Source organism: Leucogemmata humicola (assembly GCF_055379415.1).
In genome coordinates this window covers 2,350,722-2,373,234 of the sequence record NZ_AP040875.1, presented here as the reverse complement: position 1 = coordinate 2,373,234, position 22,513 = coordinate 2,350,722, and the positions used below count along the sequence as shown (strand labels likewise).

Sequence of the window (22,513 nt, the reverse complement as noted above, 5' to 3'; positions counted from 1 at the left end):
GCGCCGACACGATCCTGTCACAGCTGTGGCGGCTGCCGGCGTGTTCACAGAGCATCAAACGATCCATACATACTACGACTACCGCGAGGCTGAGGACATCCTCGCAGCGACGAGGAAACGCGGAAGCAGCACGAGGCGACCATCACGCCGCCGCGATGGTCGCCTCGTAGCAGTACAGACGTGGCAACAGCGAACCGGTCGCGAATACAGAAAGCCCGCCATCAGCTAAGCGATGACGGAGGGCTCGCTGCCTCGTCGGGATCGGCCGTGTGTGCAGCCACCGAAACCAAGCCGGCGTCTGTCAAGCTGCGAGCTCCTGTGGGTCGATGGGTCTCCCGGCGGCGATCACGGCATGTCGGGGCGATTCCAGCCGATCTCAATACCCTTCCGTCGGCGAGCCGAATCCGCGCGGACATTGCGAGTCACGAGTCTGACGAAGGCGTCTCGATGACAACCCTCACGGCACTCCCGGGCCGCGCGCGCCGGTCGAGATCCTGACGGACAACTTCCGACTTCCCGGTCCAGCCGATGCGTGGAAATGTCGCTGGCCGAAAACCGGATGGAGTTCCTCCCGTCACGTGGACCGCCGGTGTCGCTCCGCGAGTAAGTCATCCGTTCATTAACGCTCTCTTATTTACGTCTTGTTGCGCCGCCCTCGCGGAGACAACAGGGTACAACTACTTTCTTTGCGCGCGCGGCACATGCTGGATTGCTCACTACTTTTCTTCGCTCTTGTCACAAGAACTCCCGTCCATTCACGCCCTGGCCCCCGGCGAACAAGGCGGGCCTGTCGCGCGACGTGGTTTTTCGTATCAGGACCACGTGGCCGTCGCCTTCTACCTGCAGATGCTTACCGATGAGACGTTAGCCTCGGTATGGTGCGAAGCCGAGGACGATGTCGTCTTGATTTGGCGAAGCGCAGTCGAGTCCATCGAGTTCGTCCAGGTAAAGAGCGAGAACCCCGGCCAGCTGTGGACGGCCGCCCTCCTCTGCCGCCTCGATGGCGCGGCTCCGGACGAAGAGGGGGACCCAGTGGAACAACGGCCACTGACGGTGTTGGAGAAATCCCTCGCCCACGAGCGATGCGCGGAACCGTGTACGTTTCGGCTCATCACGTCCATCCCGATCGACAGCTCACTTGCCCTGCTCACCTTTCCTGTAGGCCACAGTGATCGGGCGGAGGGAAAGGCGGCGTTTGACGAGTTGGTCGCCCTTATTGCAGCGAGCGCTGAACGTCGCCGCCGGTTCGTATCCGCCAAGGGAAGTGACGCACGATCCTGGGTACGACGACTCTTATGGGAAGTCCGCGAATCCGAAGCCTCGATTCGCAGTCACAATCTCATTGCGCTTGATGAATTCGTGGCGTCTCACGGCAGTCATCTAGCCCCCGATCAACGTGTGGACCTCTACACCAAACTGCTTGTTCGAGCGAAGGCGGCCGCCGACGCGCCATGGCAGCCCGACCCGGAAAAAAAGAAGCAGGCTCGCGCAAGGCTGCTCCAGTACATGCGCGATGAGATTCAGCGCGCCGAACATCCGTCGCGCGGCGCAAGCTCCATCGATCTGCGCTCGCGGCTTCGGGATGCCGGACTAAGCGACGAGCAGATTGACTCGGCATGGGAGCTACGTCGCAAGTACAGACAGGATAGGCTTCGCCCTGAGTTCCTGCGGTTGGACGAGCATGAGCTACTTGAGACCGAGGTACGCGCTCTATTACACGAACTCCTCTCGACCTATCTCGCCGACGGGTTCAGCGACACGCCGACACAGTTTCATGGCCGTTGCCTGTCCGCGGTTCGCGGTCTGCAGACCCTCGTGCCGCGAGCCCCACTCGGCTGGATCCAGGGCGCGATGTACGACATCACGGCTCGCGGTCAACATCGATTCACCAGGCTCTCTATTGGAGAGCTTCCGTCTTCCGGCGATACGCCTCCCGGCGAGGCCGCGTGAAATCTATCAGGAACTTGCGCGCCTTCCCCGCCGGAACTGCGTTGCTCGCCGAGGATCTTCTCGAGTTTCACGCGGCGCGCCTTCTGCTGCTTCATCGCGTCTGCGGCGTCAAGAATCGAATCGACGGTCTGACGAAGCTCGCGAAGCTCGATTTCTTCGTGCGGTACCCGGCTTTCTACGCGGCTGCCTGTGCGGCCGTCGGCGTCAGCGCTCCACCCGTCCGAGACGGGATTGAGGCGCCAATGGTTCGACACCACTACGGACCATGGGACAAGCGTTACTACCACATTCTCGGTTTTCTGGAGGGCACGCGTTTGTTAACCGTCCAAGTGCAGCCTAACGGCGCGTACCGCTTCACACTCACGCAAGATGGTGTCGTCAAAGCCGAATCCCTTCGTGGTAGTGCGGCGTTCACGCCGCTTGTCGATCAGATGGCTCACTTGAAGCGTGTTTTCGGCGCCAAATCCGGCGACACTTTGAAGCGATTCATTTATGAGCAGTTCGATCGGGAAGTCGCCCGTCGATTGCTAGGCGAGGTCATTCGGTGACTTCTCGCCAAGACGGACAGGGCCAGATTCCACTGGAGTTCGGTGACGAAAACGAGTCGGCCGCCTCACAAAAGATGCGACGTTTAGGTGACGCGCCGGACAACGTCAACGATTTCCAGCGGCCCAGACGAACACTCGTCATTGACTACGTGCGGCGAGTCCCCGAGGTAGGAGAGGCAGAACGCCTGGACTTCGTCGCCGGCGTCAATCTGCTTGTCGGACCGCCGAACACGGGGAAATCGAAATGGATCCGCTTTATTGACTTCTTATTGGGCGACACGGACAACCCGGACGCCACGCTGAGTCCGGAACTCACGGCAAAGTATAAGAGCGCTGACATGCAGCTCCGCATATGTGAGATGACAGCGCGCAACGACAAGGTGTCCGCACTACCCGAGGGCGCGTCGCCCCCGGACGGCGTCGCCAACCCACTAGATGAGGCGGCCGTTGGCGAGCAAGACCCGATAGACGCAGACGACGACGGTAACGCGCTCGATCGCGTGGTGCATCTCGAGCGTCAGTGGAAGGAGCCGGGAATGCGGAGCAAGGTGTTGGTTGACGGCAATGCGATGTCGGCGGAAGACTTTGGTCAGCATCTCCTTGGGCTACTGGGTATCCCTCTCGTGCACTATCCGCGAGGCGACCCATACGCTCCCCGCGCGTGGCCAGTGCTTTCATGGCGCTCTCTGTTCCGACACATCTATCGGGAAGAGCGCTTCTGGTCCGATCTTGCCGACAAGCAGTTTGAGAGCGAACAGCATGCTGCGCTCATGCAGTTCCTCGGGGTAGCAGAAGCCCTGTTCTCCACAGAGTACGGAGAACTCGTCGAGAAACGACGTGAGATACAGCGGTTGCAGGCCGAAAAGGCATCGTATTTAGAAATGCTTCATCGAGTCACGACTGAACTCGACCGATTCGCGGAGCTTTCAGTCTCCATTACGCCTGAGTCACTCGAAGCGGCGCGCGCGCGCTTGAGAGCCGAGCGGGATGAGGCCGGTGCGCGTCGTCTCGCCATCCTGCGCGACCTCGCCGACGCGGCTGGTGCGTCGCATACCGAAGCACAAAAGCACCATCGTAGCCTGGTCGAGGAGCACGGCACCGCGTTAACCTCGGCCCGACGTGAGCGGGAGGGCCTTCGCGACGAAGTCAGACAAACCGATGAGCGTATCCGCGAACTGGCGGACTACCGCGCCTCCGTCGATCGCGAGAGGGACCGTCTCGAGCGTGCGAGCGTCGCCGGCGCCGAGCTATCTGAGCTCAAAGTCACCCACTGCCCCGTTTGTGATCAAAGTGTCAAACAGGGACGGACGAGCGCGCAGGAATGCTACCTTTGCCTCCAGCCGCATCGCGAGCTCGATGTGGCTGGCGCTGCGGGATCACGACGCATCGCCTTTGAGACCGAACAGCTTCGGGTCGAAGCAGACGAACTGGGGGAGGTCCTCGCTCGTCACCAGCGAAGCCGCGATGAGCTGCAACTTCGATTGAGCGAAGTCGACGAGAGCATTCATCGGATCGAGACCCTACTTCGGCCTACACAGGTTGCCGCGGCTGCGGTGCTCCCTCCGGACTTGAGCTTGCTCGATCAAATGGTGGGCGGAATCGAGGAGCGACTCGGCACACTCGACGGCGTCGCGAAAGTATTGGCCCAGCGCGATGCACTGACCGAGCGAATCGAAAGGATCGAAACTGAGGCTGGAGCACTAGAGGTCGAGGTTGAGGCACGGACACGCATGGTAAAATTCGAGCGCGCAGCAACAACACTGGCTGATGGCTTCAACACATACTTCAACGCCCTGAACACGGGGAGCCTCGGACGCTGGCCCGAGGGTCAAGTCGCCGTCCGTCTCGGGAAGCGAGACTTCCGAATCACTCTGAACGACGCCGAGTGGCACACCAAGCTTGGTGCGACACTCGGATGCTTCTTCTTGAACGCATATCACTACGCGCTGATGTCGCTGTCGGGTCGCAGTGGATGCAACTATCCCGGCTTGGCAATAGTCGACTTCCCGCCAACCCTTGCCGATGATAGCGAATTGACGGACGAGGAGAATTACTTGGTCGAGCCGTTCATCACCCTTCTGAACAAATCGTTATCGGTTCGCACTCAGCTGATCGTTGCCGGCCGTGCATTCGTCAACCTGGCTGGCGCAAACCGCATCCCGCTATCGCACGTATGGGGTTAACGAGAAGCGAACCTCGCTCGCGCGGATCGGACGACGGTGAAGCGCTTCACCTCGGCGAACGGCCGGCTTCGAGGTTCGCCGAGATTGAGCGCGACGCCTCTTCGCAACGGCGTCTTGGCCGAGCCGGCGACACGCCCTCGTTCGAACCCGGATCCCCATGAGTTGGCATCGGAAGCTCACGTCTGCGAGTTCCGACGACATCGATGACCTGAACGCAAGGAACGTTTGCTTCCAGTGCGTCGGTGAGCCGTTTCTCAGTGACGAGATCAAGCGGATGGGCAGTCGGCGCAAGTGCACCTACTGTAAGAAGACTCGACGCACCTATCGACTATGCGAACTGGCCGATCGGATCGATACCGCTTTTGGTGAACACTACTATCGCACGTCAGACCAGCCTTCCGGATGGCGAGGATCAGACCGGGAGCGAGAAGGTACCGAGGTGGTGCAAGCGATCATGGACGCCGCCGACATCACTGAGGAAGTGGCGGGAGACGTACAACGGATTCTCGAGGACCGCTACGACGACTTCGAAGCGGCGAAGATGGGCGACGAGACAGAATTCGCCGAGACATCGTACTACGCCGAGAAGCGCCCCGACGGCCGGACCTGGCACGAAGAGTGGGATTCGTTCGAACACTCCCTGAAAACCGAAGCCCGGTTCTTTGGCCAAGCTGCATCGACTCATCTCGCTGCTGCTTTTGACGGGATAGAGAACATGGCAACGCTGGACGACCGGCCGGTGATTGCGGCCGCCGGCCCCGGGCAAACGATCGCGGCCATTTACCGCGCTCGAGTTTTTCAATCAGAAGATCCGCTAACCGAAGCACTCTGCCGCCCCGACTTACATGTCGGCCCTCCGCCCACGCGCCTCGCGACGGCCGGTCGGATGAATCCAAGCGGCATTTCGGTCTTCTACGGCTCGAACGACCCGAAGGTCGCCATCGCGGAAGTTCGCCCGCCAGTAGGTAGCCGCGTCATCGTCGCGCGATTCGACCTCCTTCGGGAGCTGAAGCTGCTGGACCTTGCAGCACTGAGCGGCGTTAGCAGTAGCGGGAGCATCTTTGATCCCGAATTCTCTCGTCGGCTCGAACGCGAAACATTCTTGGGATCACTCTCTGACCGCTTGAGCAAACCGGTGATGCCCGACGATGAGGCATTCGACTATCTACCAACACAAGCGATTTCCGATTTCCTCGCTGCACAGGAAGCCCCGACGTTGGACGGCATCATGTTTCCATCGGTTCAGGCGGCGAACGGCGCAGTGAATGTCGTCCTTTTTCATAAGGCGTCGAGAGTTCAGCAGTTAGAGATCCCTGACGGAACAGAAATAACGGCTGATACAAGCTTGACGACCGAAGACGGGTGGGAACCGTACTACTCGGTCTGGGAAGAAGTGCCTCGCAGCTCACCGGCACCCGAGGTCGATGCCGCTTCGCCCAAGAACTCGCTGCTTAACCCAGATCCGCGGGATTGGTGGCCGGTCGAACGAGTCGATCCTCGATTCGAGTCACTGCGGGTCGCTCTCGACTCTGTCGTGGTTCACGAAATCGCGCGCGTCGATTTCATAACTCACGCATACACTGTGCATCGACATCGGTACGAGAAGTCCGACCCCAACGATTTAAGCGCATTCTAGAATCACACGGTGGCGCGCTCGCCGATTCGTAACCATAGCACGACGATTCGACTCAACGGCCTCGATAAAGACCATACGTCGATCCGCCCGTTCTCCATTGACGCGCGTCGACGACGGCCCGCTTTTCACTAGAGCTCGAACGCGCTCTCGGCGTTAGCGGCGTCGAGAATAACCAGTTTGTCAAACGAGTGCGGCAGGTCGAACGCCTCACGAAGGCTAGATCGCTCAATCGGATCGGAGCCGAGCCCGATGTAGTCGACCAGAACAAGCCACCATTCGGGGTAGAGGGCGCGGTTCTTTGTGATCTTCCGTTCCTTTTCGGGAATGACGATTTCCAGATTTCGCTTTACGAGATCGACTACCATCCCACCAGACTCCTGATCGGATGTGACGTGAAGTCGAAACTGGCTCGCCAGCGGCACGGATAGAGGTTGAATCCCGACATAGAATGATGAATCTATCTGCGCACGAACTACGACCCGCGGCTCGTTCGCCAGGAACCGTTCCAATTCCGTGCGAAGCTTTGGTTCGAGGGCCTTCCAGTTCCATGGTCGGCTAAAACGGACGATCACGGAGGCGCTACCTCCAACGGGAGGTCCATACGATTCCAAAAGTTTGCGCAAGCGCTGCAACAAGGGAATCGATTGGACCTCCAACCCTTCGGCCTTGGCGGCGGGGCCCGATGAGTGGTTCTGGTTGAGACGCCGCACCTCGACGGCGATTCGGCCACCGACGAGAAAGTCTGGCGTTTCATTCTTGATCGGCTCATAGTCGACCGATCCCATCTTGAGGCCCTCCAGGTACTTCCGGACGTGGGCTTCTTCTGGCTTCATCGTACGTTCCGTGGGAAAAAATGACAGGTGCTGATCCGCAAAAAGCTAAGTCCATCGTTTTATGACGAGCAACCCGACTGCAGGGGAAGCTGCGGCCCTGGCTAGAAGTATCATCAGCCGACTCCGGCAGCGCCTTCGCGCATTCCAAGCGTCCGCTTGGCTGGTTCCCCTCCCCCATGCCGAGTGAAAAAGGCTGCGATTGCGCCAGTCCGTAATCGTTATTGGCGCCGCGGGGGTTTCTATCTAACCGATCTTTCGTACACGGGTCAGAACGTGCTACTCGTGAACTGCCGCCGATCGAAATTTCTTTGAGGCACCGTACGCCCGATCGAATGCACCTATGTAGAAAATCGAGGCCTCCCCGGACAACACGCGATGCGGAGATTCAATGTCTAGCTGGAATGTTGTATTCGAACCTCTGTACGACGAGGTAGAAATACCGCAGCGAGCCACCGTCGGCTCCGTTGGCTTTGACGTGCGAGCCTACTTGAAGTCCGGAGCCGTCATGATTACGGACGGTGTGGACACCACCCAAGGAGCGGCCCTGCACGGCGACGACTCGATGTATATCGCGCCCGGCCATCGGGCCATTATACCATTCGGCTTTCGGGCTGCGCTGCCGAGCGGCCTGGAGGCCCAAATACGGCTGCGCAGCTCAATTGCGTTCCGTAGCGGACTCACAATTCCCAATGCCCCAGGCACCATTGACCCGGACTACCGTGGCGAGTGGCAGGTAGTGGTTCTGAACGCCGGCGTCCGTGGAGCCACCATTCGACACAATGAACGGTTCGCCCAAATCGTTTTCGCGGAGGTACCTCAAGTCCGTTGGAGCGCGGGCGCAGTCGCCCAAGATACTGGTCGGTCGGGCGGAATGGGCAGCACCGGGTCGGCATAGCCGATCGGGCACCTCGGCCAACCAGCGTTCTGCCTAAGGATAACAAAATGCTGACTGACGCAATTCGGTGGGCGATGCAACCCGTTTCTCGCCGCGGCTGGACCATTCCGTCGCGTATTACTCTTGCGCCGATCAACACCGGGTTCGCGAGACATGGCGTTCCGACGGGGCGCCTCCTCGCTTTTCACAAGGAGCGCTCCGGACGATCAATCGGAATTAGTATGGTCGGCAACGTTGCCGTCCACGAAGGCGCGCGGAGCAACCCCAATACACCAATGTTGCGCGACGCGGCCGACTGTCCCCGGTTTGCAGCACTCGCTCGAGCGATCGAGCGAGCTGGGAGTCTCGCGGGTATCCAACTGGCGCATTCCCTCCCCTCGTTGAACCCGCCGCGTGGTTGGAAACCAAAGGACAAACAACAGGAGATTGAGCGCCTTCGCTCCTTGATTCGCACCTTATCACGTGAGGAGATCGCCGCACAACTCGAGCGAATCACGCGAAGCTGCCGGTTGGCTAGCGATGCAGGCTTCAGCGTGGTTCAAGTTCATGCCGCGCACGGGTATTTACTGTCCCTACTAACGCATCCGCTAACCAACTCGCGACCCGATGCATACCGTTGGGATGGCGCGTGGATTCAAGCATTCGCAGCCGCAACCCGCGCGATAGTGCCATCGTCGCTGCTAAGCGTCCGCCTCAGTGTGCTCACGGGCCTAGGCGATCCTCTTGATGAGGTAGAGCAAACACATACGCTCGCCCAACGTTTTGTCAGTGAGGGCTTCGACGCTGTCGACTATTCCTCGGGGTTCTACACCTTAGATCGGCGTCTGATCTACCCAGGAGCCGAACACAGTCGACCAGTCTACGCCCGGTTTTTTGCCGGCGCTTATGGATGGACTAGACGCATTGTTCATCATCGCAGGCCGAATAACAAATCTCGAGCAACTCGATGTGCCTCTGGATCCGCGAATCCTCATAGCGCTTGGCCGCCCGCTCATTGCTGATCCTAGAGTGGCCGAGAAAAGTTTCAGCGGCCAGTCCGAAGACGTTGTTCATTGCGAGCTCCGTAACAAGTGTCATTACTTCAGCCGCGGTGCCGCCCATCTAGAATGCGCGGTCAACCCCAACATCTAGGCTCATGACGACCGCACGCGTATCACCATGGGCCGGCATCGGCCCCGGAACTCTGGTGGACTCCGACATTAGAGCGTTGGTAGCGGCTGGCGAGTTGATTCCCGAGGGCTTCGCGCCAGCAGGAGTGAAACAGGCATGCTACGAGCTCCGCGCGAGCCAAACATTCTTCAACACCAGAGCACGCGAGGAGGAACGGCGGATACAGATAACCGATCCGGGCAATGGCTACGTCTTACATCCTCACACATACGTCACGTGCATCGTGCAGGAGAGCATTCAGCTTCCATCGAACGTCTTAGCGCGCGTCCTCACCAAAGGGCAGCTCTTTTCCGTTGGCATTCTCCCCGTAAACACGTATGCCGATCCTGGATTTGATGGTCAGCTGGGGATAACACTTTGCAACGTCTCGCATCGGTCCGTAATCATCCGTCCTGGAGAACCAATTGCAAAGATCGAATTCACAGTCCTCCCGAAGCACGTTGACAGGCCATACAACGGACAGCACGGATACGCGACGAAGATTTGGCCAGTCCCGACGCATCTTTACGCGGACGAGGGCCTAAAACGCAGCTTATTGGGAAACTATGACGTTGCGCAGGTAGAGGAGAGCTACGGACCGGTCATCAGCTCTATCGAGCAGAGGCTTCAGTACTATTCTCATAAAGTCTGGCTCCAAGTTGGGCTGACTCTGGTCGCCTTCGCGGTGCTGTACAGTCTTTACGGGAACATGCCGTTGGTAGTCGCCGTTGCCACAGGGGTCGTAGCGAACTTCCTCACGACGGCGGGAATGAACCTGCTTGGCCAATTTCGCAAAAAACCTGAACGATTCTCGGAATAGGAAGCACCGCGGCGCCGAACTCGCGCGACTAGAGCATTTGAGGCATTGGGTGTGAAGTCGGGAAGAAGGCTGCACCGACCGTGAATGAAACCCACGACCAGGATGGTAACGCCCTCACGCGCAAAACCCGACGTGCCACCGGGGAGGGACGGCACCAAACGATGCGCATATCGAAAGCCGGTTGACCGACCTTGCCGGCCTCTAGGTTCCTGCTCGATTCACGCTTCACACCCGACGAAAATCACCTGCGCCCCTCGCCGAAGCCGAACAACGCGAGAAGCGTTGTCGCGTTCATCCACGCGAAAGAACTCAGCCCGGACGGCAAGTCCGGCAGTGCAGTGATTCGCAATCGCAACGCGTCAGCCGAATCGGCATCGAAGACTCGCGCAAGACGCTCGCGAAAGTCTGGATCTCTAAGTCGCGTGACTAGCCGCAACTCACCACCCGCGAAGCCAAAGTCGTTTTGCAGTCGCGGCCACCAGAGCTTGGCACGCACGGGTTGCCCACTGTCGTACGATGTGTCAAGCCGCGCGCGGACAGCGCAGACAAATTCAACGTCGCGCAGCGCGGCAATATCGACGCGCGGGAGAGTGGCGCGCTCGCGGAGCAACCTTGCGGTGTTGTTCTCGCTCCCGCTGTGTGACCGCTCGAGGCATCCTGGTGCCGGGTCAAAGACCTCAACGGTGCGCAAGGTGCCACCGTCGTGGAGAGTCGACGCGACGTAGTACCTTGACAGCAAGCGACGCACTCCGTCCAGTCGCGATGCCTCTAGGAGGACTGCAACGGCATACATAAAGAGCTCGCGCACGATAAACACGAGATTGGCGCGCGCAAACTCCTCCCGATAGTCATTGACGCGCTCGTCCCAGACGACAACCGCGAGCTCTTCGAATAGGCGATGCAGTCGGTCGTAGGCCTCGCTGTCGTCGCAATGGCGTGCGATTGTTCGCATGACCTCGAAGAATTCATCGCGGTACGGGCGAAATGACTCGATGCTTACGAAATGGAGAGTCCGTATCTCCTCGGCGTTCTTGAGGCCAGGCCCGATGCGCTGACTGCTAACAGCTTCCACAACCTTGTTTGAATAATCCTCAAGAAGCGCCCATCGCTGCGGTCGGTGGCCAACCGCCGCAGCCATGAAGGCCTTCGCGGTGTGTGCGGTCAACTTGAGCGGCGCGGTATCGTCAAGATCCGCCGGTCGCTTGCCGAGGGGCGCGAGCTCGAGATCGGGTTTCCCATGCAACCGCCGCTTGAGACGCTGATACTGCTCTTCCTCAGTGAGTGGATCCGACAAGTCGAAGTAGAGGCGCGTTCTTAGATACGCGGGCCGTGGGACACTCCCATCGTCTCTTCGTGCCAGGATTACGGGAATGAACTTCGACTGTGTCGCCGACGCATATACCTCGGACGAAACGATCATCGTCTCCTTACCAACACCCCCAGAGCGACCGTCGGCCTTCTCTACATACAGTGGATCGCAAAGGAGCAGAACATGAGTAACCGTGGGGTCATTGACCGAGCGCTCCATGAAGGCGTCGATGTCGTGGCCCTCCGTTAGGTGCGCGCGATCAAGGACTACGTCGATGCCATCGACCCGTAGACGATTCGCCAGCTGCACGACCCGCTCTGCGTGCTCCTCCGACGACCAGCTGTAGGAGAGAAACGCCTTTGGCGCTGGTGTCTGCGTCATGAATTGCTGATTGGCGTCCGTGAACTAAGCGGCGCATCGTTAGCGGAGAGGCGCGTCGCCGATACGGAGATGCTAAGGCGAGTCAGGCGATTGTCGCTAGACCTCGCGCACTTCCTCTGGCGGAATCCGCCCATCGGGGTAGCGCGTAAGCAGATCTCGAACGTGTTGTGCGTTACGGCTGGCGTAATCGGGACCGTGCCACCTTACGTCGATCTGCTGTCCCGCAAGCATCCGTACAAAGCTTTTACGAAGAGGCCGCGGAGTCTCGGCGACGTGCTCTTTGACCCGCCTCCACGCCTCGTGGGCCAATAGGTCAGCCATCTGAACGGGCGCGAAGTCCTTTCCAATGGTGGTGAAATTCATGAACCAATAGGTCCATCGCTCGCGTCGATTTCGAGATTCCTCAAAGAAATCCTTGAACTTTCCGGCGCCTTGTTCGTGTTCAAAAATGACAGGGATGCGGCCATCGAACCTATAGCTCGTGCCGGTCAGGTAGTCCGACACCGCAGCCAGACCGCTCATGACGGCGTGCGTCCTTGGGTGAGTCGACCGGTAGAACCTGTCCTCCCGCGCCAACTCTGGCGCGAGGATTCCGCGGAAAGACGGCGAGTCCATCCCGAACGCGAAGCCTATAAGGCCAGCATCTACCGCTGCGGACGAAAACCGCTGCGAGAATTCCACGTGCAGCGGACCACCGACCACCACCCCTCGACCCGGAACCTCCGTTCTCCACCGGTCGTCGTTGAACGCACCCCGAGCGTTGTAGAAGTCGGTTGCGTGAAACACGCTGACGCCGGCGTCGGCAAGGATCGCGTTCCAGGTTTCGACGGCCCGCGCCCATTGATCATCTAGGCCGAGGTAGCAGCCGGCAGTAAGAATGCCGTCTTCGTCACCGCTGATGTCACCGCACACAAAACCTGGCGGCGTCCAGACATTCACGCGCGATCCAATCACGGTCGAGGAATCCCGGGTGGCTGAATATGGAGGCGTGGTCCCTATGTGGTCCCCGATGCAAAGAGCGGTGCCGGGCAATCCCGACACCGCTCCCGTAAATTACGATTTTTCAATCTCTTACGCCATCGGGACGGCGGGATTTGAACCCGCGACCCCCTGAACCCCATTTCTTTTTTCAATTTTCTAGCGAATCAGCGCCAGTCCTAGCAAGTCGTCGGAACTCCTTATGACTCTGCGCCTTAAGCTGAGAGCGACCAACGACCGGTCTCGACGAGTCTCGCACAGTTCAAGGGACGTCCGGCGAGTTTCGCACCATCTTTCGCACCATTCGGGTTCTCACAGCTCTCCGTTCGTAATCGAAGCAGTTTCGTACGTTCCGATGATGGAACGGCGACGGCCATCGACGAGAGTAAGCGTCAGCTTCGCATTCTCCAGCACGTTGGGCCCTGAGAAGGACCCGTCGTAAAGAAAGCCGGCTGCCTTGCCGTGAATCCCGGTGTCAACAGGGCCGGGGGCAGACGATCCCACGACATCGAACGGTAGAATATCGTCCCGTTCCACTCTCAATCGAGACTCCTGAAATGCGACACGTACGCCGTCAGGATTGTTGATTCTGAACCGCACGTACGCCATGCGAGACTCGCGCACGTTGATTCCCTCGATAACCATCGTCGGTGTCAAATCCTCATACTGTGCAATCAGCGCATCGCGTTCTCCAATTGCCATGATCGCGTTGCTCCGAATTGCCTCACGTCGGCGGCGCTCTTCACGCCATGCGCGATACGGCGCGGCGACTAGCGTAATCGCAAGTGACGGAACGCCGATCCAGAGCGGAACGCTCTGGCGAGACAGCAGGCCGTACAATAGAAGTGCGAGCGCAAGCGCGCTCCCGCACAGAATCGCGACCGAATGACCGAGGACCGCTGCAAGGTATTCACGCGGCGACTCATTCACCCCATAGCGAGCCGGTTGGATATCCTCAAGCACCGAAGGAACACGACCGGCGCCGATCCTCGACATCCTGACATTTTCGCGTTTACTCATCACTGTCCCTCGTGGCGTTGCCTGCTGGCTTGCGATGTGTCGAGACAGGACGCGAAATTCGGCGATTGTGCGGTCTCTGCCACGAAATCCGCAAGCAGATTTGTGACCTTTCTATGCTTGCCGCGTCTAACTCTCAGAGGGCTGCAGCGATCGACGTCGGTGGCTGCCCGCCCGAGCGTTTTGACCCAAACTCTGAGAGTCCTCCCATGTAGCCAACGATGACAACGCCGGTACTCCGCCGGAGATGAACGGAGACATGCACTGAAATCAACCTGGGTCGAACACGTCTCGCAAATGCGCGACGCCTGTTCGTGTCCAGTTTTTTTTATCCCCTAACCCTGAGTTTTTCGAGAATGGATCGCTTACGCACTGACCGCTGGCAAGCCGGAGACGTCGAAGACGTCCGTAGGCTGTTAGCGGTGGAATTCCCCGGCATGGGTTTCGATGCCGACGACGACACGGCCGCGCGCCGTGCGCACAAGACCGTCTACAGGTACGCACACATGGACATTATTCCGAGTTTTCGGCTCGGTCGCCGAGTCATGTTCCGACGCTCCGCTTTAGAGAAGTGGATAGCTGACGGCGGCAAAGCATTCCCTGGCGGCTGGAAGAAGGAGGCCTCATGCGCTTGACCAGCCCGGCCGCAGCTAACTCGCGGCTTCATCAATTGCTCATCGATCTCAAACAAAAGCAGGTAGCGATTCGAGTGCTCGCTCAATCCATCGGGAGTGACATCGTCGACGCAGAAGCCGGAGACGCGATTGCCACCGAAGCACTTCCAGTCGAGCAAACGACGTTTGATCGGTTTCGAGCCGAAGAAGCAACACTGCTACGCGACGTTCGTGATCCCGAACTGTGGCGGCAGATCAAAGCCGAGACCGAGAGCAATGACTAATACGTTTGGCGCTGCGGAGCTGCAACGGCTCATGGTGCCCGAGTCTAAGCTCGGGAGCCTCGCAGCGCCCAGTTGGCTCGTCGACAACATGCTACCCTCTGGATCGCTGGCACTTATGTACGGAGAGCCCGCGTCGGCCAAGAGCTTCGCGGCGCTTGATCTGGCTCTCGGCATCGCGACGCGCGGCGCGTTTCTTGGCCGCTCGGTACATAAGGAAGCCGGAAACGTGTTGTACATCTCGGCGGAAGGCGTCGGGGGCTTACAGCAGCGGTGCGACGCTTGGAAGACTTATCACGGTATCGCTGGGCGGGCCATCGATAAGCTCAATTTCGTTGGGCGTGCACTGCCCCTTCACACTACAGCCGTAGCAGAGGCGATCTCGCAGCTGTTCGAGGAATCACGGAGCAACGGCCGAGGCGGATTCTCCCTTCTCGTCATCGACACCCTCGCTCGTTGCCTCGGAGCCGACGTCGATGAGAACGATGCGCGCGACATCAGTAAGTTGATCTCCAACCTGGATCCGCTGCGCACCGATCACGGCGCCTGCATTCTCATTGTGCACCACTCAGGAAAGGGTGGCACGTCGGAGCGCGGATCAAGCGCGCTCCGAGGTGCGGCTGATACGGTTATCCGCGTACGCAAGAAGGGCGGCGAAGTATCGTTTTGTTGGCAGAAACAGCGCGATGCTGCGGAATGCCCTGACGTTACCTGTCGGCTCGAAGCCATCGACGGGTCGTGCGTGCTAGTTCCGTGTGAGGTCGCGGCGACCGGCTTGTCGAACAACGAACGTCAAGCACTGACCATTCTCGTAGATGCAGAAGATCCCAACGGCTTGTCCAACATCGAGTGGCGGCGTCGTTCCGGACTCGCGGATTCCACGTTTGATCGGGTAGCACAATCACTCGTCAAGAGTGGCTTGGTTTCTTCGACAGGAGAAAAGAAGCTGAAACGGTATTTCCTTGGTGATTCTGCCAAATCATCGGTAACCCCCAGTGGGGGCGACTCAATAACGGCCTCAGACGGAAGGATCTCGGTCACCACCGCCGATCTTCCCCCTAAAGGGGAAGATCGTGGTGGGGGTGAGCCGTCCACGGATACGCTTACCGAGGAGGAGTGGGAGATCATTCGTGAGTTTCAACGAAGCGAAGAGTACCATGAGGAAGCGGAGGCGGTTGGCGTCGATAGTTAGAGACGCGTACTGATTCAGATTTCGCACGAGACCATCGTCCGAAAAAGGGCGCCCTGTTACGGGGCGCCCGTTTTCGTATACGCGACGTGAATAGCCGCCGCTTCATCGTCGAACGGAGTGCAACAACGCGCATTTCGCTACCGCGTTCATCGCTGTATGACATCACTCATTGTTCGCCTAACGTGATCGTGGCGCCGTTTACCAATTGGTGAAACCTTTGTTGCACACTGATTCACATCGGACTCGCCGGTGCACAATGCCTGACACGGACACCAGCCTCACTATCGCACAACTCGTCTCGTATCTGATTGCTCGTTCCGTTTGGCGGGCGACCAATGCGAGTGAACGTCAACGTCTGACGTGGCGAGCCTATCGTCTCTCGAAAGACGGGACTCTCCCCTCGTACCGCATTAGTGGCCGTCCGCGCTTCCTGCGTTCGGCAATCGACCAATTGATATCCGAAGGAGCCTTATGACCAAGACCCGAACAACGCCGACCGACGAGGCGACGCCGACTTCTGAACCGGCGCGCGTTCTCGAAAAATTCCGCCAATCCGCACTCACAACTGCCTCACGCATCACGAGTCTAGAGCTTCAGAGGGGAGAGTTGGCATACCGCGCGGCTAACGGTGACGCCGCAGCCGCTGAAGCGCTCGAAGACGTTGCAAACGAAATCCGGATCACGAAGGAACGACAGGCTGCGATTCACGATGCCATTGGAGCGGCCGAGCGCCACGAGGCGAGTGCGCTTAAACAGGTAGCCGCCACTCGCCATGCCCAACGAAAGAGCGAGGTCGCGACGCTTGTTCGCGATCTAACAACCGTTTCGCATCGAGCCGATAAGGCAGCGCGTGACTTGGCGAACTACGTCACTCAGGTCGTTGAAATCCGCCGATTGCTCGCGGCCTACACCGACGTGCACGCCATGTCGCACGAAACTCTGGATCCCCGATGGAGCGTATCCGCAGCGCTTGCTGCGCACGGCCGAACGATTATTGAGCGATGTGACCTCAAGCCGGTTTGCTACGACACCTTCGCCGAGCAACTGACGATCGTGAAACACCTAGCAGCGGAGAACTAGACCATGACGACAGCATTGACTATCGCAGTCGCCAAAGCCGTCCTGAAGGCCGACAGGGTGCCGGACCATCTGACGGCAGAACAGTTCACCACCGCGATCAAAGAGATTGCCGAAACCCTCAGACAGCGGAACGCAGCACTGACGGATGCTCAATCCATCGTCGCCGCGCTTCAGACCGAAGAGGGACGAACACTTTACGAAGCGAGCCTGCGCGTCAAACCCGGTGACGACCGCGAAAAGCCAGAACCTCGCGCCCGAAGAAAGAGTGATCCACTCGTGAGGAAGGCACTCGACCGCGCGAAGTCGATTGCGAATCGTGCTGCAGATATCACGACGGAACGCGCGTTCGCCGACACCTTCAGTGCGACGGAATACGATGACTACCTATCCGCCGAGGCGGAAGACGACGCTACTCGATAAATGATGCATCCTAGGACACCGCCTTTCAGGCTCCGAATGAGAGCCCAAACCCCCGACTCAAACGCGCGTCCCCGCGCGTGAACGATATAGCAGGAGGAAATGACCGATGACCGACAACGACAAAGCAGCCGCTGGCCGATTGGGTGGCCTCGCTAAACGGGATAACAGGAACGCCGATATGCTGACCGGCGCGATGGAACTTCACGAGCTGAACACGCTAGACGATGCGAAACACAATCTCGCCGTCATTCAGTGGCTGGCTGTCGCGGGAGTTTTGACAGGCTCGCAAGCCGGTGCAGCTGTGAAGGCAATCGACATTTGGATTCGTGCGAACGCGGCCGAAGCCGACCGCACCCGTATGCGCGAACTCGAACGACAGATCGGCGAGCTTGAGAAACAGCTGTCAGTGACGCGCCGATGAAGGACGACCGTCGAATCTTGGCCGCCGAGAAGCGACTTGCCCGACTCACAGAGAAGAACGTCGAGACCGTTGAGGCGTTCGACTTCACGGTCTACCGAGACAATCCAGTCGGATTCCGTGAGGATGTTCTAGGATTTCCCTCTGCAGCGCGACGTTCTGACGGCTCAGCGTATCAGGACGAGATTCTTGTCTCGGCGCAGAACAACCCGCGAACAGCGATCGTAGCCGGACACGGTGTTGGAAAATCTCGAACGCTCGCGGCGCTCGGCCTGTGGTGGCTCGTGACACGTCCAGAGTCCAAGGTGGCGATCGTCGCACCACAGTTCGACCGGCAAATCCGAGGCGTGATCTTCGCCGAGCTTCGTCGACTCGTTCGGAAAGCCAAGACCAGACTACCGGTCGACGTGCAAACGGGTAGCGTCGTCGTTAACGGCTACGGTGCGGATTGGTCACTAACCGGCCTGCCTGCCACAGAACCCGGGCGAATCGAAGGAATGCACGCGGTTGGCGGCCTGCTTCTCGTACTCGATGAGACGAAGGCTGTGCCCCAAGATGTATTCGACGCGCTGCAAGGAGCATTGACGGGTGGTGATGACTCGCGGCTTGTCGTTGCGAGCACTCCCGGCGGACCAAGCGGACCATTCTATCGAGCATGTAGCGATACGACGCACCGCTGGAACGTTATCCACCTATCGAGCGAGGACAGTTCACTCGTCTCGCCGGAATGGATCGAGGACCGTAAAGCGGAATGGTCTCCGACTTCGGCGCTGTATCAGACTAGGGTGCAAGGGATCTTCGCTGACGCGGCCGACGGACAGCTTTTCGGTCTCTCACTACTGGAAGCAGCGACTCAACGAACGATCAGCGGCGAAGGCGTTACCAAGCTAGGTGTCGATGTCGCGCGCAGCGTTGCAGGTGACCAGAATTGCGTGTGCATCGCTCGCAATGGTCGCGTAGAGCGCTTTTCGCTCTGGCGATCGCCTGATCTGATGGCGACCACCGCACGCGTTGTCCACGAGGCGTCCAGCGCGAATCCGAAACCAAAACGCGTCTACGTCGATGCTGGTGGCGTCGGCGGCGGTGTAGTCGATCGACTACGACAACTTCGCTTCGACGTGGAAGAAGTTCACTTCGGTGGTGCGGCGAAGGACCCGACTCGATTCCGAAACAAGCGGGCAGAAATGTACTGGACGCTCCGCGAACTACTGGAAGCCGGAACGGTCGCACTTCCCGACGACGACGAACTGATTACCGACCTCGCCGCTATCCGCTACACGTTCGATCAATCCGGAAAGGTGTTGATCGAAGCGAAGGACGAAGCAAGACGACGTCTGGGCCGTTCACCGGACCGTGCCGATGCGCTGGTGCTCGCACTGGGTGACGGGATTGGGATTCCCGATTCACCGCTGATCGTCGCAGCGTTTTCGGTTCCGCTGGCATCGAGCTTCGTCACGTACGACGAGACCGAGGCGTGGTAGCTGTGAGACGTAAAAGGGGCGCGGTCCTTCTCCCGCGTGCGGTTTGGGTGCCGCTCTGTCTATCACTGGATTCGGCCCCAGTGGTAGCAGACTCTGTCTTCGCTGGCCACGGTACAGTTCGCCGGACGATCGAGAGCTTAGCCTCTGATAGGACTTCAGGGGGTCGTTGATTTGTAACCGACGTTTCACCAATAGCTTAACTGACAACACATCCCGGTATGGTGCGAGAACCGGTGCGAAGCATCACGGCGATCCCTAATTTTCTCGGAGACCACGACAGGAGACGCTATGGCGGGCCGTTCTAATGGCAGCATCACGGAGCTGGGTCCGAGACGATTTCGCGTCCGTTGGTTCGATCCTATCACAAGCAATCAACTCGGGAAGCGAGTCTATCCGTCCGAAGTCGTGCATGGCGCAAAGCGAGACGCGCAGCGTGTATTGCGCGAACGACTCAAGGCCGTAGAAGGGGGATTGCCCAGCGCACCTAGTCGCAAGACGGTTTGGGAATACGTCGATTCCTGGCTCGATGAATTGAAAGCTGCCGACTCTGTGCGTCCGCGCACGTTCGCGGACTACCGTTCCCTTCTCGCGCGACACATCGGAAAGACATCGTTTGGCTCAATACCCCTCGCACGTGTCAGTGAGGGGGACATTTCCCGCCTTTACGCCTCATTGCGATCGGACGACCGCACGCACCCTTTGTCGGCGCGTACGATCCACATAATCCATGCACTCCTCAATAAGGCGTTAAAGCGGGCGGTGCGTCGCGGGCTAATCCTTCGCAATCCCGCAGAAGATGTAGAGTTGCCAAGACAGCAGCGGAAGGAGATGCACGCGCTGACTGAAGAACAGTCTGCGAAGCTAGTCGCAACGGCGCGGAAGCAAGTCGAGGAGTTGTCCGCCGAAGCCACAACGCGCGAGCGACGCGCCGAGATCTTGAGAGGCGCAGCTCAACAATTTCGCAACGGCGGACAGGCTGCGATCGCTGAGCGACGAGAAGACGCAGCAAAGCGACTCGAATCGTCTGCCCGGCATCAACGGCATCTTCAGGCAACCGCTGAAATGACATACGCCCTGTGGTTGGTGCTCCTCACGACCGGAATGCGGCCAGGTGAGGCGATGGCGCTCAAATGGTCCGATATCGAAGGCGGTCGCGTTCGCATCCAGCGTTCGCTCTCATGGGTCGGCAAAGCTTGGAGTTTCAACGAACCCAAGACAACGAACAGTCGCCGCACGGTGCCTCTCGATGCCCCAGTCGGCGACGCGTTGGCCGTTCATCGCCGGAACCAAGATGCCTTCATTGCCGAGACAGTCCGCAGCGGGAAATCCTACGCGCCAAACTCACTCGTGTTTGCGGATCAAACCGGCGACCCGCTCGACGCGCGCAATCTCAAGCGGCGTCACTTTCGCCCGTTACTGAAAAAGGCTCAGCTACCAGATATAAGGCTCTACGATTTGAGACACACGATGGCGACGACACTAATGTCACGTGGCGTGAACCCGAAAGTCTCCGCTGAGCGACTAGGTCATTCCAGCATCAAGCAAACGCTCGACACTTACTCGCACGTTCTACCGACGATGCAGGATGAAGCCACGCAAACGCTCAGCGAAGCCTTCGGGTTGTCCCGCTCCGAATGAGGATAACGCCTCCGCGCATCGCCATTGGGTTTGACCGTCACTACCCACACCGGGCCAGAAGCTCGTCTGGCGTCACCGCGACGATTCCGAACCGGCTGAGGAGGAAAGGCGCATTGACCGGGTGAAGCAGTCCGCCAGTGCCCGAGTTCGCAGATCGATCAAGCGTGCAGAACAGGTGAATATCGTACCCGTATGCTGAGGCCAATGCGTCGACATCGGCCCACTCGCCCATAAGGTCCCGGAGCGCGCGAGAGAATTTTTCGGCTGTTGGAAATCTCTTCGGGTTGTCATACTCCGCAACTAGCCCGTCAAGCCATAGAACATCTTCGGCGGGGGGCAATCCTGGGAACGAAGGAATCGATGACGTGTCAAGGGTATGCAACTTGACAAGATCGGAACCGAGCGTCTTGATCGCGTACGGTCCCTTGTGCGCAAATATCTGAGCAAAGGCAGACGTTCGCGCTTGTCGTTGCTCGCGAGAAACCTCAGTGTCTTCGGCCCACGCTGATTCTGGAACATCTATGAACGGCCCAAGGGCAACTCGCGGTACGCGCAACACTTTTAGGCCTAGTTTTATAGACTCCTCAAGGATTGCAACGCGCACTGGCTCGGGGCTCGGCAGCTTGACGTTACCAGAGTTCTTGGCCCACGCACGAAAGAATTCGTCAATTCTGACGTGGCGCTCCAACGCTTCAAGGCCATATGTACTCTGTGACACGAAACCCTGTATCGCACCGGATGCAATTCGAGGATGGATGGCAGCGAGAGTTTCCGCATGGAGGTGATCAGGATATCGGGTAGGCGCCACCAACGGCCCGACAACGTTCGTATCAAAGATGACTCTCATTTCTTGGCTCCTTTAATCGGTGGTTCTGGCGCCGAAGGCATTGCCGAGCGAGCGGCGATCCCCAGTTCCGAGCCCAGTCGCTCGGAGCGCCTCCAGTCGAGCAGCAGCTAGAGTGCGTCCACAATCGCGCGCACGTATAGTTCGGCCGTCCGAAGAACGACATTGTTTATCCCCCACTGGTGCTGCTCGTAGTCCAGCCAATCAATCAGTGAGGCCAGAGTAGAGTCGCCGTATGAGCTGGCGTCCCTCACTCCCCGAACGGACGCAGGGAGGTCGTTCACTAGAATCATGTGATAGATAAAGTCCTGACGGCCCAAAGGACCGTTCCATGCGGCTTCGCGCTGCTCACTCGTCAACGTTGACGCCGACAGATGAACGTTGGCGTGCCTGAGCAATCGCACCGAATGGATGCGCGGATCGAGCGAGTCCCGCATTCGCGGTGGATCAGATCGGCCGTTGCGGGCAAAATCGAGCTGCGCTGCGTCGTCCAGCGAAGCAAACTCAGAGAGAGCCGCGCGAAGGTACCTCCTACGGTACGCTACGTCGCGCATATCGTCCGCATTGATGGACGCTCCGATTGCATGGCAGAAGGTCACGCAGCCATTGACTCGCTCCTCCACTTCCGGCAATGGAGCAAGTTGCGCAGCAATTTGCGGATCGATGCGCGTGAATACGCCGGGTGGCGTAAACCGCGTTAGAAGGCTTAAATCCAGCTTAAACGGTAGACCCATAGCCTCCCATCCGACGATTGGTGCGACTCTGGCGCAAGTTACGAACGGGCTAACTCGTCTAATGAGCGCATTTGGGAGCGCGACTCGCCCGCAACTTACCTTCGATGTATGT

Annotated in this window: 21 protein-coding genes and 1 pseudogene; 15 read left to right on the top strand and 7 right to left on the bottom strand. The window is 58.9% G+C overall.

All coding sequences use genetic code 11. The annotated features are described in order from the left end of the window. The first annotated feature begins 528 nt into the window (after nucleotides 1-528). From AC6H4Z_RS09895 to AC6H4Z_RS09880, 4 genes are all read left to right on the top strand, one after another. Nucleotides 529-1,950 carry a dsDNA nuclease domain-containing protein gene (locus tag AC6H4Z_RS09895; RefSeq protein WP_497546585.1) on the top strand — a complete coding sequence of 474 codons (1,422 nt, stop codon included), beginning with the start codon at nucleotides 529-531 and terminating at the stop codon, nucleotides 1,948-1,950. Further along, complete coding sequence (locus AC6H4Z_RS09890) at nucleotides 1,947-2,498, top strand: hypothetical protein (RefSeq protein WP_497546584.1); 552 nt, start codon at nucleotides 1,947-1,949, stop codon at nucleotides 2,496-2,498. Before AC6H4Z_RS09895 ends, AC6H4Z_RS09890 begins: the two co-directional genes overlap by 4 nt. Then, nucleotides 2,495-4,681: a hypothetical protein gene (locus tag AC6H4Z_RS09885; protein WP_497546583.1), complete on the top strand. Its 2,187-nt coding sequence runs from the start codon at nucleotides 2,495-2,497 to the stop codon at nucleotides 4,679-4,681. Before AC6H4Z_RS09890 ends, AC6H4Z_RS09885 begins: the two co-directional genes overlap by 4 nt. A gap of 157 nt (nucleotides 4,682-4,838) precedes the next feature. After that, entirely contained in the window at nucleotides 4,839-6,317 is a 1,479-nt protein-coding gene (locus tag AC6H4Z_RS09880; RefSeq protein ID WP_497546582.1) for an RES family NAD+ phosphorylase, read from the top strand. A gap of 128 nt (nucleotides 6,318-6,445) precedes the next feature. Here the strand turns inward: AC6H4Z_RS09880 and AC6H4Z_RS09875 are convergent, their stop codons facing one another. Then, nucleotides 6,446-6,889: a hypothetical protein gene (locus AC6H4Z_RS09875; RefSeq protein ID WP_497546581.1), complete on the bottom strand. Its 444-nt coding sequence runs from the start codon at nucleotides 6,887-6,889 to the stop codon at nucleotides 6,446-6,448. A 649-nt stretch (nucleotides 6,890-7,538) separates the two neighbouring features. Between AC6H4Z_RS09875 and dut the strand changes: the two genes are divergently transcribed. Together dut and AC6H4Z_RS09865 are read left to right on the top strand one after the other, a co-directional pair. Further along, nucleotides 7,539-8,045, top strand: a complete 507-nt coding sequence (gene dut, locus AC6H4Z_RS09870) for a dUTP diphosphatase (protein WP_497546580.1) — start codon at nucleotides 7,539-7,541, stop codon at nucleotides 8,043-8,045. A 47-nt stretch (nucleotides 8,046-8,092) separates the two neighbouring features. Beyond that, nucleotides 8,093-8,773 (top strand): annotated as a pseudogene (locus AC6H4Z_RS09865) (oxidoreductase); the annotation flags it as partial. A gap of 166 nt (nucleotides 8,774-8,939) precedes the next feature. On the opposite strand, the gene AC6H4Z_RS09860 reads toward AC6H4Z_RS09865, so the two are convergent. Next, nucleotides 8,940-9,098 carry a hypothetical protein gene (locus AC6H4Z_RS09860; RefSeq protein WP_497547092.1) on the bottom strand — a complete coding sequence of 53 codons (159 nt, stop codon included), beginning with the start codon at nucleotides 9,096-9,098 and terminating at the stop codon, nucleotides 8,940-8,942. Nucleotides 9,099-9,180: 82 nt separating this feature from the next. Here AC6H4Z_RS09860 and AC6H4Z_RS09855 point away from each other — a divergent pair, with 82 nt between their 5' ends. Continuing rightward, nucleotides 9,181-10,014, top strand: coding sequence for a dCTP deaminase domain-containing protein (locus tag AC6H4Z_RS09855; RefSeq protein ID WP_497546579.1), 834 nt, complete (start codon nucleotides 9,181-9,183; stop codon nucleotides 10,012-10,014). A gap of 241 nt (nucleotides 10,015-10,255) precedes the next feature. Here AC6H4Z_RS09855 and AC6H4Z_RS09850 read toward each other — a convergent pair whose 3' ends face one another. From AC6H4Z_RS09850 to AC6H4Z_RS09840, 3 genes are all read right to left on the bottom strand, one after another. Continuing rightward, nucleotides 10,256-11,704: a TIR domain-containing protein gene (locus AC6H4Z_RS09850; protein WP_497546578.1), complete on the bottom strand. Its 1,449-nt coding sequence runs from the start codon at nucleotides 11,702-11,704 to the stop codon at nucleotides 10,256-10,258. Nucleotides 11,705-11,800: 96 nt separating this feature from the next. Next, nucleotides 11,801-12,658, bottom strand: coding sequence for a hypothetical protein (locus AC6H4Z_RS09845; RefSeq protein ID WP_497546577.1), 858 nt, complete (start codon nucleotides 12,656-12,658; stop codon nucleotides 11,801-11,803). Nucleotides 12,659-12,994: 336 nt separating this feature from the next. Continuing rightward, nucleotides 12,995-13,645, bottom strand: a complete 651-nt coding sequence (locus AC6H4Z_RS09840; RefSeq protein ID WP_497546576.1) for a hypothetical protein — start codon at nucleotides 13,643-13,645, stop codon at nucleotides 12,995-12,997. A 410-nt stretch (nucleotides 13,646-14,055) separates the two neighbouring features. Between AC6H4Z_RS09840 and AC6H4Z_RS09835 the strand changes: the two genes are divergently transcribed. From AC6H4Z_RS09835 to AC6H4Z_RS09800, 8 genes are all read left to right on the top strand, one after another. Beyond that, complete coding sequence (locus AC6H4Z_RS09835; protein ID WP_497546575.1) at nucleotides 14,056-14,334, top strand: helix-turn-helix domain-containing protein; 279 nt, start codon at nucleotides 14,056-14,058, stop codon at nucleotides 14,332-14,334. Next, nucleotides 14,325-14,597, top strand: a complete 273-nt coding sequence (locus tag AC6H4Z_RS09830; protein ID WP_497546574.1) for a hypothetical protein — start codon at nucleotides 14,325-14,327, stop codon at nucleotides 14,595-14,597. The genes AC6H4Z_RS09835 and AC6H4Z_RS09830 overlap by 10 nt, the downstream gene beginning before the upstream one ends. Then, on the top strand, nucleotides 14,590-15,786 hold the full coding sequence (locus tag AC6H4Z_RS09825; RefSeq protein ID WP_497547026.1) for an AAA family ATPase: 1,197 nt from the start codon (nucleotides 14,590-14,592) through the stop codon (nucleotides 15,784-15,786). Before AC6H4Z_RS09830 ends, AC6H4Z_RS09825 begins: the two co-directional genes overlap by 8 nt. Nucleotides 15,787-16,257: 471 nt before the next feature. Continuing rightward, nucleotides 16,258-16,866, top strand: a complete 609-nt coding sequence (locus AC6H4Z_RS09820; RefSeq protein WP_497546573.1) for a hypothetical protein — start codon at nucleotides 16,258-16,260, stop codon at nucleotides 16,864-16,866. Between the two features lie 3 nt (nucleotides 16,867-16,869). Next, the gene (locus AC6H4Z_RS09815; protein ID WP_497546572.1) at nucleotides 16,870-17,286 is read left to right on the top strand and encodes a hypothetical protein; all 417 of its coding nucleotides are present in this window, start codon (nucleotides 16,870-16,872) and stop codon (nucleotides 17,284-17,286) included. Between the two features lie 106 nt (nucleotides 17,287-17,392). Continuing rightward, nucleotides 17,393-17,707 (top strand): hypothetical protein, encoded by a 315-nt coding sequence (locus AC6H4Z_RS09810; RefSeq protein ID WP_497546571.1) that lies wholly within the window; start codon nucleotides 17,393-17,395, stop codon nucleotides 17,705-17,707. Beyond that, nucleotides 17,704-19,185: a phage terminase large subunit family protein gene (locus AC6H4Z_RS09805; protein ID WP_497546570.1), complete on the top strand. Its 1,482-nt coding sequence runs from the start codon at nucleotides 17,704-17,706 to the stop codon at nucleotides 19,183-19,185. The genes AC6H4Z_RS09810 and AC6H4Z_RS09805 overlap by 4 nt, the downstream gene beginning before the upstream one ends. A 288-nt stretch (nucleotides 19,186-19,473) precedes the next feature. Then, a complete protein-coding gene (locus AC6H4Z_RS09800) occupies nucleotides 19,474-20,823 on the top strand; it encodes a tyrosine-type recombinase/integrase (protein ID WP_497546569.1) in 1,350 nt (449 codons plus the stop codon). A gap of 40 nt (nucleotides 20,824-20,863) precedes the next feature. On the opposite strand, the gene AC6H4Z_RS09795 is transcribed toward AC6H4Z_RS09800, so the two are convergent. Beyond that, a complete protein-coding gene (locus AC6H4Z_RS09795) occupies nucleotides 20,864-21,670 on the bottom strand; it encodes a hypothetical protein (protein ID WP_497546568.1) in 807 nt (268 codons plus the stop codon). Between the two features lie 107 nt (nucleotides 21,671-21,777). Next, complete coding sequence (locus tag AC6H4Z_RS09790) at nucleotides 21,778-22,401, bottom strand: hypothetical protein (RefSeq protein ID WP_497546567.1); 624 nt, start codon at nucleotides 22,399-22,401, stop codon at nucleotides 21,778-21,780. Nucleotides 22,402-22,513 lie beyond the last annotated feature (112 nt).